This window comes from Streptomyces flaveolus (assembly GCF_000716535.1).
Classification (GTDB): Bacteria; Actinomycetota; Actinomycetes; order Streptomycetales; family Streptomycetaceae; genus Streptomyces; species Streptomyces flaveolus_A.
In genome coordinates this window covers 1-14912 of sequence record NZ_JNWV01000069.1, presented here as the reverse complement: position 1 = coordinate 14912, position 14912 = coordinate 1, and the positions used below count along the sequence as shown (strand labels likewise).

The 14912-nt window shown below is 72.1% G+C and carries 11 protein-coding genes and 1 pseudogene; 4 read left to right on the top strand and 8 right to left on the bottom strand.

All coding sequences use genetic code 11. The features are described 5' to 3' along the window. Window positions 1-42: 42 nt before the first annotated feature. On the top strand, window positions 43-744 hold the full coding sequence (locus tag OO52_RS43405) for a CDP-alcohol phosphatidyltransferase family protein (protein ID WP_030658380.1): 702 nt from the start codon (window positions 43-45) through the stop codon (window positions 742-744). Here the strand turns inward: OO52_RS43405 and OO52_RS43400 are convergent. From OO52_RS43400 to OO52_RS43380, 5 genes are all read right to left on the bottom strand, one after another. Further along, on the bottom strand, window positions 634-1188 hold the full coding sequence (locus tag OO52_RS43400; protein ID WP_030658378.1) for an adenylyltransferase/cytidyltransferase family protein: 555 nt from the start codon (window positions 1186-1188) through the stop codon (window positions 634-636). The two genes, OO52_RS43405 and OO52_RS43400, sit on opposite strands and share 111 nt — an antisense overlap. Then, a complete protein-coding gene (locus OO52_RS43395) occupies window positions 1179-2720 on the bottom strand; it encodes a hypothetical protein (protein ID WP_030658376.1) in 1542 nt (513 codons plus the stop codon). The genes OO52_RS43400 and OO52_RS43395 overlap by 10 nt, the downstream gene beginning before the upstream one ends. A gap of 86 nt (window positions 2721-2806) precedes the next feature. Continuing rightward, window positions 2807-4339: a lipopolysaccharide biosynthesis protein gene (locus OO52_RS43390; protein WP_030658374.1), complete on the bottom strand. Its 1533-nt coding sequence runs from the start codon at window positions 4337-4339 to the stop codon at window positions 2807-2809. Continuing rightward, a complete protein-coding gene (locus OO52_RS43385) occupies window positions 4336-5919 on the bottom strand; it encodes a hypothetical protein (RefSeq protein ID WP_030658371.1) in 1584 nt (527 codons plus the stop codon). Before OO52_RS43385 ends, OO52_RS43390 begins: the two co-directional genes overlap by 4 nt. After that, window positions 5916-7385, bottom strand: coding sequence for a hypothetical protein (locus tag OO52_RS43380; RefSeq protein WP_030658369.1), 1470 nt, complete (start codon window positions 7383-7385; stop codon window positions 5916-5918). Before OO52_RS43380 ends, OO52_RS43385 begins: the two co-directional genes overlap by 4 nt. A gap of 263 nt (window positions 7386-7648) precedes the next feature. Between OO52_RS43380 and OO52_RS43375 the strand changes: the two genes are divergently transcribed. Further along, window positions 7649-8629, top strand: coding sequence for an NAD-dependent epimerase/dehydratase family protein (locus tag OO52_RS43375; RefSeq protein ID WP_030658366.1), 981 nt, complete (start codon window positions 7649-7651; stop codon window positions 8627-8629). Window positions 8630-8658: 29 nt separating this feature from the next. Next, complete coding sequence (locus OO52_RS43370; protein ID WP_245240329.1) at window positions 8659-9792, top strand: glycosyltransferase family 4 protein; 1134 nt, start codon at window positions 8659-8661, stop codon at window positions 9790-9792. 635 nt (window positions 9793-10427) lie between these two features. Here the strand turns inward: OO52_RS43370 and OO52_RS43365 are convergent. From OO52_RS43365 to OO52_RS43355, 3 genes are all read right to left on the bottom strand, one after another. After that, complete coding sequence (locus OO52_RS43365) at window positions 10428-11639, bottom strand: glycosyltransferase (RefSeq protein ID WP_030658363.1); 1212 nt, start codon at window positions 11637-11639, stop codon at window positions 10428-10430. Beyond that, a complete protein-coding gene (locus tag OO52_RS43360; RefSeq protein WP_030658360.1) occupies window positions 11636-12196 on the bottom strand; it encodes a DapH/DapD/GlmU-related protein in 561 nt (186 codons plus the stop codon). Before OO52_RS43360 ends, OO52_RS43365 begins: the two co-directional genes overlap by 4 nt. Before the next feature lie 139 nt (window positions 12197-12335). Continuing rightward, window positions 12336-13697 carry a sugar transferase gene (locus tag OO52_RS43355; RefSeq protein WP_030658358.1) on the bottom strand — a complete coding sequence of 454 codons (1362 nt, stop codon included), beginning with the start codon at window positions 13695-13697 and terminating at the stop codon, window positions 12336-12338. A gap of 623 nt (window positions 13698-14320) precedes the next feature. Between OO52_RS43355 and OO52_RS53675 the strand changes: the two are divergent. Continuing rightward, window positions 14321-14912 (top strand): annotated as a pseudogene (locus OO52_RS53675) (hypothetical protein); the annotation flags it as partial.

Below are 14912 nucleotides of genomic sequence, written 5' to 3'. Positions count from 1 at the left end.
CGTTCTGTCATAATCCCCTTCTTTCAACCGATAAGGAGCCAAATGACCGGGTTCATCGAGGTGCTCAGGCACATGTCGGCGGCACAGAAGCCCGCGAAAGGGGTGTCGGTCTACACCCTCTTCGTGAACCGTCCGGCCGGCCGCGTCCTGGCGGCGCTGGCCTACCGCGTCGGTGCGACCCCCAATCAGCTCACGGTGCTCGGTGCCCTGTTCACCTTTCCCGCCCTTGCGGCCGTCGCCCTGGTGCGGCCCGGCCCGGGACTGTCGGTCGGCGTCTGCGCGGCCCTGGCCGTAGGGTTCGCCCTCGACGCCGCGGACGGACAGCTCGCCCGCACGCAGCGCTCGGGAAGTCCGTCAGGCGAGTGGCTGGACCATGTGCTGGACTGCGTCAAACTGGTCACCGTGCACCTGGTCGTGCTGGTGTCCTTCTACCGGTTCTTCTCACTGCCCGACCCGGCCTTCCTGCTGGCCCCGATGCTGTTCGAGCTGGCGGCCGTGGTGATCTTCTTCGCCGGAATCCTGACGGAGCAGCTGAAGCGGCAGACGGCGGCCCCGGTGCCGGCACAACCCGCACCGGCACTGCGGTCCTTGCTGCTCCTGCCGGTGGACTACGGAGTGACCTGCCTCAGCTTCCTATTCCTGGGCAGTCAGCACGTCTTCCTTTCCGTTTACTGCGCACTGCTGATGGCCCACCTGCTGTTCATGGCGGCCTTCCTGGTCAAGTGGTTCCGCGAGCTGCGCTGAGGGCATCTCCGGCGACTTGGGCTGGGCGAGCAGCTCCAGGGAACCGCGCAGCAGCGTGCTGGAGGTGTGCATGGTGTAGGGAAAGTAGACGACCTCGACACCGACCTGTGCGAAACGCCGTTCCAGCGCTTCCCACTTGGGCGTTCCCCGCCAGTCGTCGCCCTTGAAGATGACGTGGAAACCGATCCGCTTCCACGTCTCCAGCTTGTCCTCCTCCGACTCGACGACGGCCACGTCGACGCAGCGCAGGTTGCTGACGATCTCCAGGCGCTCGGCGAGCGGGACGACCGGCGGTCTGCCCTTGAGCCGCTTGACCAGGTCGTCCGTGGCGACTCCGACGATGAGGCGGTCACAGTGCCGGCGTGCCTGGCGCAGGATGTTGAGGTGGCCGATGTGGAACAGGTCGTAGACGCCGGGTGCGAATCCGATGCGGGTCAGTTCCATCGCTCACCCGCCGCCTTCGCGGGTACGGCCACGCGCAGCGCGGGGGACTTCGGCGAGGTGTTCGTCCCGTCCGTCACCTCGATCCGGTACTGGTGACGGGTGCCGGCCTCCACGGAGTCGGTGTGGCTCATCCACGGGCGGTTCCAGTAGGTGGACGACCGTGTCTGCCGGGAGATCAGCCGGCCGTCCCGGTAGAGCCGGTAGGTGAGCGACGCGTCGTCCCGGTCCCACGAGGCCTTCCAGCGCAGGGTGACCTGTCCGGGGCGCTTGGCGGAGAGCGAGAGGGCGGGAACCGCCGGTGCCCCGGTGTCGGGGCCGGCCCCGAAGCGGGTGAGGCTCTGCTGGGGCCTGCCGTTGACCCGGGTGAACTCGCCGCCCACCCAGAGGACTCCGCGCGCGACCGTCAGCGCACGGGGTCCCACCTGTTCCCCCGTCCCTTCGTCGGTGTCGGGGAACCAGTGCAGGATCCTGCTGTCCCGGGGCGACTGGGCCAGCAGGTGCTGCCGGTCCTGCCGCTCGGGGAACCCGCCCGGTGTCTCGGTGCAGTCGTGTGCGTGCGAGGCGCTGTACAGGACGCCCTGGTAGGGCAGGACGGCCTGGGTGGCGCCGTGGCAGGTGTCCTTCCACACCATCCGGTCGTCGTCGAGACGGCCCGCGATACGGCCGTCGAAGATGCCCTCGCCGTGGCCCTCGGCGCCCACGTAGAAGCGGGTGCCGTCCTGCGCGATCGACTTCACCGACGACCGGGGCGGCAGCCAGTCCGGGAAGGTGTGCTCGGTCGCTCCGCTGCTCGCGTCCAGGGCGACCAGGGAGTGGGCCCACCGGCCGTTGACCCGCTCGAAGTCACCGCCGGCGTAGATCTTGTTGCGCGAGGGCACCACCGACAGCGCGCGCACCGGGGCGTCGACGTCGGCCCGGAACGGCCGCAGGGCGCCCTCGGGGGTGAAGGCGGCGATGTGCTGCCTGGTCCGGCCGTCGACCCGGCGGAAGTCACCGCCGAGATAGACCGTGCGGTCCGTGACGTCGATCGCCCGGACGGTCGCGGACACCGCCGGCCGGAAATCCCTGCGCAGGGAGCAGTCGGCCGTGTCCAGGGCGACGGCGCTGGCCACACCGGTGGACCCGGCACGGCTGAAGGAGCCGCCCACGTACAGCACCCGGCCGTCCGGGGAGGCCTTCAGGGCGCGGACGGCTCCCGCGCCTCCGGTGAACGACGGCGCGCACGGCAGCAGGGCGCCCGTCACCGCGTCGAACGCGGCGAAGTTGTGGCGCGGGACCTCCCGGTCGCCGGGTTCCGCGCCCGACGGCCGTACCGAGTCGAAGGTCCCCCCGACGTAGACGACACCGTGTGCGGAGGCCAGCGACCAGACGATGCCGTTCGTCTGCCACGTGGTCAGCGGATCGGCGGTGAACGACGTCCTGGGTGCGCCTGCGGCCGCGGCGGGAGCGGGATGGAGCAGGGCGGCGGAGCACAGGAGCGTGGCGGCGACCGCACTGGTGGCCGCCCTCGACGGGAGATTTCTCAGGCGCAATGGACACCCCGGATGGCAGTGGTTCGGGCGACACGCCGGGAACGACACGAGGCCTGCTGAGCCCGGCCGTACGCCCCTGCCCGGGCTCACGCAGCGCGACGGCGTAGAACTCCGACCAGCTCGCTCACTCCCAGCGGCCTGCGATACCACCACAAAGTAGTACCAAATACACACATTCCCAAGGTCATCCCGGCGGCGAGTCCTGACGTCGTGTCACCTTGCAGTGAACGGACGGCGGTCAGCACCACCGAGACGGCGAGTCCGGTGCCGAGGGCCGTGGTGTAGCCGCGGTCCACGGTCGTGAAGCCGAGGCGCGACCGGATGAGGAGGGCGGCCGAGAGGTTCTCCACGACGATGGCCGCGCCCCAGGACACGGCGGCCCCGACGACGCCCCACCGCGGCACGGCGAGCAGGCCGACCGTCAGCTGCACCGTGAACGCCGCCGCGGTGACGGCCAGATGCCAGGAACTCCTGCCCGACATCAGCAGCACGGTCTGGGCGTTGCCGACCGCGACGTTGACCATCGAGGCCAGGCACAGCACGACCAGGGCGGGCGCTCCGCGGACGAACTCCGGGCCGAAGACCGACAGCACGGTCCGCGGGAAGGCGGCGACGAGGACGAACAGCGGCCAGGAGAACAGCACGATCCAGCAGGTCGACACGCGGTGCAGATGGCGTGCCTCGGCGACCTGCTCGACGGCGAGCAGCCGGCTGATCTGGGGTGCCACGGCGAGCCGGACGGCCAGTTGCAGCAGGGTGCCCGCGGTGACGACGCGGCCGATGGCGGTGTAGACGCCCGCCTCGGCTCCGGTGGCCAGCGCGGACAGCAGGATGACGCCGACCCACACCGCGCTGATGTCGAAGACGGACGAGATCGCGCGAGGTGCCGCGAAGCTCCAGAAGGCCCGCCAGGGTACGGCCGCGCGCACGGCAGGGTGCGCCGTGCCGCGGACGGCCCGGCAGCGGCGCAGGGCCAGCCAGGCGGCCGCGGTGCCGGCCAGCGCGGGCAGCAGCCACGCCGCGGCCAGGGGGAGCAGGCCGGGCGCGCAGACCGCCACCGGTACGGCGATCAGCACGCGCAGCACGGGTTTGCCGATCTGCTCCACGCCGACGAACGGCACCACGGTGCCGTGGCCCTGGTTGGCGCCGAGCAGGACCAGTCCGACGGTGGCGACGGGCAGGAACAGCCCGAAGAGGCGGACCAGGGTGACCGCGTCGGCCGGCGGCAGATGCGGCAGGAGCATGGTGGCCAGCGCGGGGCACAGCAGCAGGGGCAGGGCAGCCGCCGTACTGGCCACGACCGCGGGTACGAGGGCCACGCGCAGCAGACCGCCCACCGAGCGGCCGCCGCCCACCGCGATGTCGCGCGAGACGAAACGGACGAGCCCGGTGTCGGCGCCGAGCTTGCAGGTGTTGCCGAGGATGGTGAACAGGGCCACGCCCGTGAAGACCGCGCCCGCTCCCTGCGCCCCGAGGGCGCGGGTGATCAGACCGACGAAGACGAAGGCGAAGACGGCGTTCGTCGCGGAACCCGCCACCCCCCACCACCCGCCCCGCGCGGCGGCGGTGACGCTGTTCGGGGCGGCGGGGGCGGGGGCGGTCGCTTCCGGGGCGGTCATCCGCGGGAGACCGAGAGCGTGTCGTCCTGTGCCGGAAGCTCCACGACCGGTGTGGCGGTCTCCGCCTCCGGGCGGCGTGCGGGGCGGCGGCGCAGGACGGCACGCAGACGTCCGCGCCGGCGGCCGGAGTCGAGCACGGCGCCGAGGAGGGTTCCGCCGGAACATTCGATCAGCTCGTGCACCCGCCTGAGGTCGTCCCGCCGGGTGGTGCCGAGGCCGGCGACCAGCAGGATGCCGTCGACGCGCTGGGCGAGGGCCAGCGCGTCGGCGTGTTCCAGGAGCGGCCGGGCGACGACGACCGTGGTGCGGGAGTCGGACCCGGCCGGCAACCGGTGGACGGCGGCGGACCCGCCCGGCCGGCCGGGCGAGCCGGTGCCGCCGCCGGCGCGGCAGGCGAACCGCCCGGCGGTCCCCGCGTCGACGAGACGGCTCCCGTCGGGCAGGGCGGAGGCGTCCTCGGGGGTGCGGGCGTCGTCCGGCAGCAGCGGCAGCCTCTCGGTGAGGGCGGGCGTGCCGGGGTCGGCGTCCACCAACAGCACCTCGTCGCCGCACTCCGCGAGGGCCGCGGCCAGGTTCACCGAGACCTCCTCGGTGGCGGCGCCGTGCCGGGGGGCCACGACGAGGAGCCGGCCCGCGCCGGCGGGCAGACCGGTCCGGCGCAGGCGGTAGGCGAGGGCGCGGAGGGTCTCGGCCCGGTCACCGCCCTGGCGGCCGACCGTCAGCAGGTCGTCGTCCTCGTCGCGTCCGGGCAGCAGGCCGAGCACCGGCGTGCGCAGCGCGGCCCGGACGTCGTCGGCCGACCGGACCCGGGTGTCGAGGGCGGAGCGCAGCCAGGCCAGCAGGATGCCGAGCGCCAGTCCGCCGGCCAGTCCGAGCGCGAGCAGGGTCGGCCAGCCGGGCACCGAGGGCCGGCGGGGCGCCTCACCGCGGCGGACGATGTCACCCCCCTCGATGTCGCGGGAGTTGATGTCGACGATGCGCTTGTGCAGGGTGTCCAGCTGGCTCTGCAGGGCCTTGGCGGTGTCGTCCTCCGTGTCCTTCCGCTGAGCCGCCTCCACCGTCTTGATCTGCTGCTGCACGCTGCGGGTGGCCCGCTGGACGGCGGCTTCGTTACGGGCCTTGCGGTCGGCCAGATAAGCCTCGGCGAAGGCGTTGGCGCCACGCGCCGCGCGACCCGGGGTGCGGGCGGTGAACTCGAAGCGCAGCACCTGGGACTTCGCCTGGTTGGTGATCCGCAGATCGTCCTCCAGCGCGGCCGCCCTGCCGGCGGCCTGGCCCATGAGGCGTGCCGCGCGGACGGCGACCGCGGTGCTGGCGGCGATCTGCTGCTCGGTGCCCATGCTGACCTGGTTGTCGGCGGCCACGCTGACCGTGCCGAAGGGGTCGGCGGTGGAGCGTACGAGGACTTCACTGGTGGAGGTGTAGGTGTGGGCGCGGGAGACGGCCAGGGCGGCGCCGCCGAGCAGTCCCAGGACGATCCCGAGGGCGATGACGACGCGGTGGCGCAGGAGCCGGCGCAGTTGGTCGCGTAGCTGGTCCGGCTCGTCGTACCGGTCGTAGAGATGGATGGGGCCGGTCACGGGTGCCCTCCTGTTCCGGGGAGCTGTGCGGGGCGGGTGGGTGCGGTCGGCGGTGCCGACAGGACGAGCCGGGGTGCGCGGGCGGAGGGGGTGGTGACGAGCAGCGGAACGGTCACCAGCAGCGTCAGTGGGCCGACGATCCCCAGCAGGCTGCCGCGCAGGAAGACGATCTGGTAGAAGGCGAAGGCCGGGACCAGGAACGTCGCGAGGATGCCCGCACGGTCGCGGAGCCGGTGGCGTACGTCGTCCATGCGCCGTCCGGCCGCGCCGAGCAGGAAGAACACGGCGGCCACGGCGGGCGGGCCGGCCCACAGGTAACTCTCGATCCACAGCGGGGCGGAGAGGTTGAGGAAGTCGTAGCCGGCGTACTGGGCCAGGGTGATGCCGGTGTCCCCCGGCTTGTCCGGCCACACCGAGCGCGGGACCGGGAACAGCACGGGACCCAGCACGTCCCGCGGTGAGAAGCCCTGGTCCCGCGCGAGGTCGATGCCGGTCTGCACCTGTTGGAAGGCGTCGTAGTCGCCGTTGGTGGTGAACTGCGCGGACAGGGAGACGACGGTGAACTGCTCCCGGTCGCTGTAGCGGAAGTAGTCGCTGTACGGGAAGAGCAGCAGCACGGTCGCCATGAGCGTGGCCGCGATGACGCGGAAGGCACGGGGCCGGCTCAGCCGGGGGACGGCGAACAGCAGGGTCAGCACGACCGTGCCGAACCAGAACCGGGGTTTGCTGACCGGGTTGTTGACGACGACGTTCAGGGCGAGGAGCAGCGGCAGCAGCAGCCGGCGGATGCCGCGCAGCAGACGGTCGCCGCCGGGCGCGCGCGGTACGTGCAGCAGGCCCAGCAGCGCCCAGAACGCGGGCACGGACAGGGACCAACTGCGCAGGGCCGACAGGAACGCGCCGTCCGAGCCGTCGGTGACGCCCGCCTCGCGCAGCGCCTGGCGGCTCGTGAAGTAGGCGCCGACGCCGCCCGGTTGGCCGGGGACGAGCAGCACCGCAAGGGCGAGGGCGAGAGCGCACAGCGACAGCAGGCGCCAGGGCGCGAGGCGGCGGGACAGCAGCCGTTCCACCGGGCCCGGCGAGTGGGCGGCGGACCCGGCCGCGCGGGTGCGCTCCCGGCGCGCGGCGACTGCGGTTCCCGCACTGTGGGCGAGGAGCCCGAGTTCGACGACGGCCACGGCCGTGAGGGCGGTCCCCTGACCGGTCCGGTAGGCCCACGGGTAGGTGTCGGTGGCGAGCTGCGCCAGGGGCGCGAGGCCCAGCCAGATGTAGGCGAAGACCCAGAAGCCGAGGGCGACGAGCCGCACCGTCGTCGCGGTGAGCACACGGATGAGGGCCACACCGGTGTGTCCCAGCACCACGGTCTGCACGGCGAGCGCGACCGACAGGTGCGCGCCGCCCGACTGGAGGATCAGCCCCGGCAGCAGGACCAGCAGGGCCACGGCCCAGAGGGAGACCGCGGCCACACTGCGGACGGGAGCCTTTCGCCACCGAAGGTGTTCACCAGTCGGGCATTTCGCCTGAAAGCTCATCAACAGGGTTATAGCGCCCGTACCTCATGAAGCCGTACAGGCGCGCGCGAATCCGAGGCTCGCGCGAGGCCGTCCGTACAGCGCCGTCAACGGGTGACGCCGGGAGGCCGGTCGGCGTGCCATTTGCCGAAAATCGGGACAAATGTGCATTGCTTTATCGCACCAGGCCATCCGATCTTCGGACAAAGGAGTTGCCCATGGGCAAGCAGGTCGACGTCGTCGTTGCCGGTGGCGGGGGATTCATCGGAGGCCATCTCGTGGGCACCCTCCTGGCCCAGGGGCTGACCGTCCGCTCCATCGACATCAAGCCCCGGCACGAGTGGTACCAGGTCCACGACGCCGCGGAGAACGTGATCGCCGACCTGTCGCTCCTGGAGAACGCGCGCGCGGGCGTCCGGGGCGCGCGGCAGGTGTACATGCTGGCCGCCGACATGGGCGGCATGGGCTTCATCGAGAACAACAAGGCCGCCTGCATGATGTCCGTCCTGACCAGCACCCACATGCTGCAGGCCGCGCACGAGGCCGGGGTGGAGCGCTACTTCTACTCCTCCTCCGCCTGCGTCTACGCCGCCGGCAAGCAGACCGACCCGAACGTCACCGCGCTCCGCGAGGAGGACGCCTACCCGGCGCAGCCCGAGGACGGCTACGGCTGGGAGAAGCTCTTCTCCGAGCGCATGTGCCGCCACTACGCGGAGGACTACGGGTTCACCACCCGCGTCGCCCGCTACCACAACGTCTACGGACCGCACGGCACATGGGCCGGCGGCCGGGAGAAGGCCCCCGCCGCGGTGTGCCGGAAGGTGGCCGAGGCGGTGCTCTCCGGCGACCACCGGATCGAGATCTGGGGCGACGGCCGGCAGACGCGTTCCTTCATGTACATCGACGACTGCCTGCACGGCACCCAGATGATCATGAAGGGAGACAGCGGCGAACCGGTCAACCTCGGCTCCTCGGAGCTGGTGACCATCAACCAACTCGTCGACATCGTCGAGAAGATCGCGGGCATCCGCTGCGAGCGCAGCTACCGGCTGGACGCCCCCCAGGGCGTGCGCGGCCGCAACTCCGACAACACCCTGATCCGCGAGATCCACGGCTGGGAACCGTCGGTCTCCCTGGCCGACGGACTGGAACAGACCTACGCATGGGTCTACGACCAGGTCAAGCGCTCCCACCAGTGACGCCCGACGCGTTGCGAGGACACGAGACGATGAGGATCCTCGTCCACGACTACAGCGGCCACCCGTTCCAGGCCCAGCTCAGCCGGGAGCTGGCGCGCCGCGGTCACAAGGTCGTCCACTCGACGTGCACGGCCTACGTCTCCGGCAAGGGCGACCTCGCCGCACCCACCGCGGGCCTGCGCTTCGCCACCATCGGGGACGGCGTCACGCTGCGCAAGGAGGACTACTTCCGCAGGCTCGGCCAGGAGACCCGGCTGGGTCTCGAACTGGCCCGGCAGGTCCGCCGCGAGAAACCCGACGTGGCGCTGCTGTCCAACCTGCCGATCCCGGTCCTGGCCGTGACCGCGGCCGTCCTCAAGAGGCTGCGCATCCCCTGGGTGCTGTGGCACCAGGACGTGACCGCGGTCGCGCTCAAGAGCTTCGCCGCCGCCGACGTCGCCAAGTCGATGGGGCTCGCGGCCAAGGTGTTCGAGGCGGGCGAGAAGTGGTCGGCGCGGCAGGCCGCGGCGATCGTGGTGATCGCCGACTCGTTCGTACGGGTCCACGAGCAGTGGGGCACCGCCGACAAGGTCACCGTCATCCCCAACTGGGCGCCGCTGGACGAGATCGTCCCGGTGGCACGGGCCAACGGCTGGTCGGCGGAGCACGGTCTCGACGACGTGCGGACGATGCTGTACTCCGGCACGCTCGGGCTGAAACACAACCCGGCGCTGCTGGTGCGGCTGGCCGAGCGACTGCGCGAGCAGGGAACTCCGGTACGTCTCGTCGTCGTCAACGACGGCCCCGCCGTACCCGTCCTCAGGGACGCCGCCGCGGCGCGGGGCGTCGCCCTGACCCTGCTGCCCTTCCAGCCGTACGAACGGCTGCCCGAGGTGCTCGGCACGGGCGACGTCCTCGTCGTCCTGCTGGACCCGGAGGCAGGGCAGTTCTCGGTCCCGTCCAAGACGCTGTCCTATCTGTGCGCCGGGCGGCCGGTGCTCGGCCTGATGCCCGCCGACAACCTCGCCGCGCGGCTGCTCCGGCAGGCGGGGTCGGCGGTCTTCCCGCCGGAGGAGCCGGGAGTTCGCCCTGGAGGGCTGCGCCTCCCGCTTCGAGAACATCCTCCGCGGCGTGAGCGGCGCCGCCGGAAACCGCCGCCGACGGTGACCGGGCACCCCGCGTGACCGCCCGGCCCACGCCACCGGCCACGACCCCGCCGGAGACCGACACCGACACGATCGCGGGCCTGTGCCGGGAGGGGTCGCACACGAACGCGCCCTGACGGTCTCGTGGATGGGCGCGCTTGTCGAGTGCGGGGGACGGGAGTTCGCCCTGGAGGGCTGCGCCTCCCGCTTCGAGAACATCCTCCGCGGCGTGAGCGGCGCCGCCGGAAACCGCCGCCGACGGTGACCGGGCACCTCCCGGTGGCCGCCCGGCCCACGCCACCGGCCACGACCCCGCCGGAGACCGACACCGACACGATCGCGGACCTGTGCCGGGAGGGGTCGCACACGAAAGCGCCCTGACGGCCTCGCGGATCGGCACGATCTCGGTGTGCGGTGGGGAGCGGCGCGGGCGAGTTCGCGGACCGGTGCAGGGGGGCCTGTCCGTGAGCGCCGTCACTGACAACATGGACCGGCACAGCCCCGGAACGTGTGCCGAAGCCGCTCGGAGTCAGGTGGCGTACCGCTGCCGTGTGGCTCGGTCCTCGGCGTCGACCGGGCGGCGGGCTCGGAGGGCCGGGTGACCACGACGGACGTCGAACGCGGCCGCCGCCCGCGGGATGCCCGCCGAATGATCCGCCGCCGGGCTCGTGCGGTCAGCCGGTCGGGGTCGTCGCGGCCGGCTCCTGCCGGGGGTGGCCGTCGGGTGGACGTACGCCGTCATCCGTACCGCCCGGGCCGACGGGCTCGTCCCGGCGGCTGCCCCGGTAGATCTCCTCCAGCCGGTCCGCCACCGCGCCGATGGAGTAGACGTCCTCGACCACGCGGCGGCCGGCTTCCGCCATCCGGGCGCACAGCTCCGGGTCGCCGAGCAGCCGGCGGACCGCTGCCGCCATGGACTCGGGACTGCCGTCGGTGACGAGTGCGGCGCCGCGGCGGGCCAGCTCGTCGGCGATGCCGCAGGTGTCGGTGCAGACCACGGGCGTGCCGGCGGCCAGCGCCTCGATGACCGTCATGCCGAACGGCTCGTTCACGCTCGCCAGTACATGGACGGCCGCCGTCCGGTACGCCTCGCGCGCCTTGCCGGGGTCGAGCGCACCGCCGTAGCGGACCACACCCGCGGGCCCCTCCTCGATGAGCCGGCGCACGGCGGGCAGCGATCCGTCGTCCGGGCCGTACAGCGTGAAGCGGGCCTCGGGCATCTCCTTGTGGACCAGCGCGGCCATCTCCACGAAGGCCTCGGGACGCTTACGGGGATGCAGCCGGGCCAGGAACAGCACGTGCGGTGCGCGCGGCTGCCGCGGCGCCGGTTCGGGCGGGCCCGGCTCGATGCCGTTGGGCAGGATCCGCAGCGGCGGGCCGTCCGGCCCCAGCACCCGCGCCACCAGCCCGCGTTCCTGCTCGGTCAGCACGCAGCAGGCGCGCGCCCGGCGCAGCAACGGCAGGTACAGCAGGTCGAACAGCCGGACGGGGAGCGCGGTGCGCGGCTCCACCATGCCGTGCGTCTGCGCCACACAGGTCACGCGGCGCAGGGCGGCGACGGCGAGGGCGGACAGGGATACCAGGTCGCGCCCCGCGTGCACGTGCACGACCTCGGTGCCGCCCATGGCCCGCCACAGATCGCGTACGAGGAGGGGGTGCAGCAGGCCGATGAAGCCCCGCCCCGGCAGCAGTGTACGGGCCGGACGGGAGCGCAGCCGGACGGTGCCGATGCGCTCCGGTGCCCGGCCGCTGCCCCGCCACAGCGACATCAGCGCGACGTCGTGACCGCGTGCGGCCAGCTCCCGCGCCTGGGCGACCGCGACGCTCGGCGGACCGCCGAAGGCACCGTCGTCGCTGATGAGCGTGACCACGTGGAGCAGTCTCATGCCGTACGTCCCTTCGTCGTCAGGACCGCGCCGGGCGCGAGGTCCCGGTGGGCGACGGCGCCGGCGCCCACCACGGCGCCCCGGCCGACCGTGACACCGCGCAGGACGACGGCACGGGCCGCGACCCAGCTTCCCGGCTCCAGCCGGATGGGGCCGTTGTCGAACTCGAACGTGGCGGAACGGGCGCGATGGCTGCCCGTGCACAGCAACGCGCCCTGGGAGACACAGCAGTCGCTGCCGATCGTGACGGGTTCGAGGTTGAGGATCCAGGCCTCCTCGCCGATCCACACGTCGTCGCCGACCTCCAGCTTCCACGGCCAGTGCACCCGCACCCCGTGCCGGATCAGCACGCGCCGTCCGACCCGGGCGCCGAAGGCGCGCAGCAGCACCGGGCGCCAGCGGTCCGGGCACCACCACTTGACGAAGACCAGGTGGAGGACGGCGAACCAGGCGGCCTGTACGAGCAGGGGGCGCCCCTTGTCGTACCCGGCCCCGGTGAAGCCGCGCAGGGATCGCTCCACGACGGGCCGGTGCGGAGCGGCTGCGGTCTGCGCCATGACGGTGTTCCTTCCGGGTTCCTTCCCGAGGGCCGAGGCGTTCAGCTCGGTGATCCTTCGCGTGATCCTTCACGCCCCGGGAGGCGAACCCGCCGCGATCGACGCGTGTTGACGGCAGGCTTGCCCGGATGGAGGAACTTCAGTAGGCGCCCTGGCCGTTCAGCACCGCGCGTACGGTGCGGGCCATCACGTTCATGTCCATGGACGGGGACCAGTTGTCGACATAGCGCAGGTCGAGCGAGACCGTCTCGTGCCAGGACAGGTCCGACCGCCCGCTCACCTGCCACAGCCCGGTCAGGCCCGGCTTGACGTGCAGCCGGCGCATCTCCACCGGGTTGTACTTGACGACCTCCTCCGGCACCGGGGGGCGCGGGCCGACCAGGGACATGTGGCCGAGGAGGACGTTGAACAGCTGGGGCAGCTCGTCCAGCGAGTAGCGGCGCAGCACGCGCCCCAGGGGCGTGACCCGGGGATCGCGGCGCATCTTGAACATGTGGCCGTCGTTCTCGTTCGCCGCCTCCAGCTCGTCCTTCAGCCGGTCCGCGTCGACCACCATCGTGCGGAACTTCCACATCGGGAACGGCCTGTTGTACTGCCCGACCCGGATCTGTCGGTAGAAGGCGGGACCGGGTGAGCCGAGCCGCACGGCCAGCGCCAGCAGGAACAGCAGCGGGGAGAGCAGCACGATCAGCAGCAGCGCCCCCACGCGGTCCACGGCGGTCTTCAGCAGGGCCGGCATGCCACGGCGCAGCGGCGGTGAGATGTGCAGCAGGGTGAGTCCGGACGCCGAGGTGAGCCGGACCCGCCGGCGGGCGACCTCGACGATGCCGGGCAGCACGACCATGGGGCAGCCCCGGTCGTGCATCGACCAGGACAGCCGGCGCAGCCGCTCGCCCGACAGGTGGCGGTCCGGCGCCACGAAGACCAGGTCGGCGGAGAGTTCGTCGGCCGCCCCGAGCACCGTGGCGGCGTCCTCGTCGGGGGTGCCGGGCTCCTCTCGGGGCAGCCGCGCGTACACGGGAACACCGGAGAGCACCTCGTCCTCCCCGACCGGGCAGCAGCCCACGATGACGTACTCGTGGTCGGTGCGCTGGGCCAGCTGACCGACCACCGCGTCGATCGTCGCGCCCTCGCCGACCACCACGACGTGGCGCAGCGCGCGGCCGTTGCGGCGGGCGGCCAGCAGATGACGGTGGATCACCTTGTGGCAGGCCGCGGTGAGGACCAGCGCGGGGATCAGCGCCGTGAAGGCTTCGGCCGGCACGCTCTCCAGCCCGCACAGCACACGCAGCGTCGCCAGCGCGCCGACCAGCAGCAGCCAGTCCCTGAGAACGGCTGCCAGACCGCCGCCGTCGCCCCAGGCGGAGGGTGTGTACCGCTTGCCGACCACCCTGATCAGCGGCCACACCAGGGCGGCGACGGCCGCCAGGCGCAGGGGGTGGGGTTCGTGGACCTCTACGATCGCCGCCGTGACCGGCAGTGCCGCGCCGGCCAGATCCACACAGACGGACAGGGGGCCGTACCAGCGTGCCTGGGTGCCTTCCGGATGGGTCGGCCGACGCGACACGGGAACCGGCGCCTGTCGGGTTGCCGTGATTCTGAAGGGCCGCATGCCTCTCCTTAGAAGCTCCAATCTCAGACAACCGGCGCGGCCGTACCGCCCACCCCTGGACCGGTCACGCCTTCACGTGATCTTTATATCAAGCAATAGTCATCTATGTCCGATTTGCTTACTTCATCCTTCCTTCTTTTATTCAGGCCCATGACAATGTCCCCGGCGGTGCTGCGGACGTGCGCCGGATCGCGGGTCTCGCCGCCGCCGGTCCCGACGACAGGGGGATCCGGCTTGGGCGGGCGGGGCGCCGTACGGCCCGCCACCTGCGGTTTCGCTTCCGGGGTCGGTCGTACATGAGGCGCGCGGGACGGCGGTGTCGCCGTGCGCGTCGTACCGTCGAGTGACGGATGTGTCCGTTTTTGTCGCGGACGAACGTGTGTACCGCCGGCCCAGCCACGGGAGGAGCGGCCTGTGCACCACTGCCCGGCACAGGGGACTCCCTTCGCGAGTTCCCGGGCGTTCCCGGGCGCGGACCGGTCACCGGAGAAACGCACCACGGAGGATTTCAGATGATCAAGAGGCGTACTTTCAGCAAGGCTGTCGGCCTGGGCACCGGCGCGGCGGCGGTCTCGCTGTCCGGCCTGCGGAACCAGGCGTCCGCCACTGCCGCCTCGCACCAGACGAGAGGTGGGCCCGCTCCCACCGTGCCTCCCGTCACTCCCGGCACGCACACCACCTTCCCCGCGCTGAAGCAGGTCAAGGCGGGCGTCCTCGACATCGGCTACGCCGAGGCCGGCCCGGCGCACGGCCCGGTGGTCATCCTGCTGCACGGCTGGCCGCCCTGTGGCCCGAGCGCGTCAAGGCCCTGGTCTCCACCAGCGGTTACCTCATCACCAACGTCAAGGCACAGCTGGCGCCCGCCGCCCCGGCCGTCGAACACCTCTGGTGGTACCAGTGGTACTTCGCCACCCCCCGCGGCAAGAAGGCCATGGAGAACCTCGACGACCGCATAGCGCTGTGCCGTTACGTGTGGACCGTCGTCTCCCCCAACTGGAAGTTCGACGACGCCACCTTCGACCGCACCGCCCAGGCCTTCCACAACCCCGACTACGCCGCCATCGTCCTCTACAACTACCGCTGGCGCATCGGCCTGATCGAGGG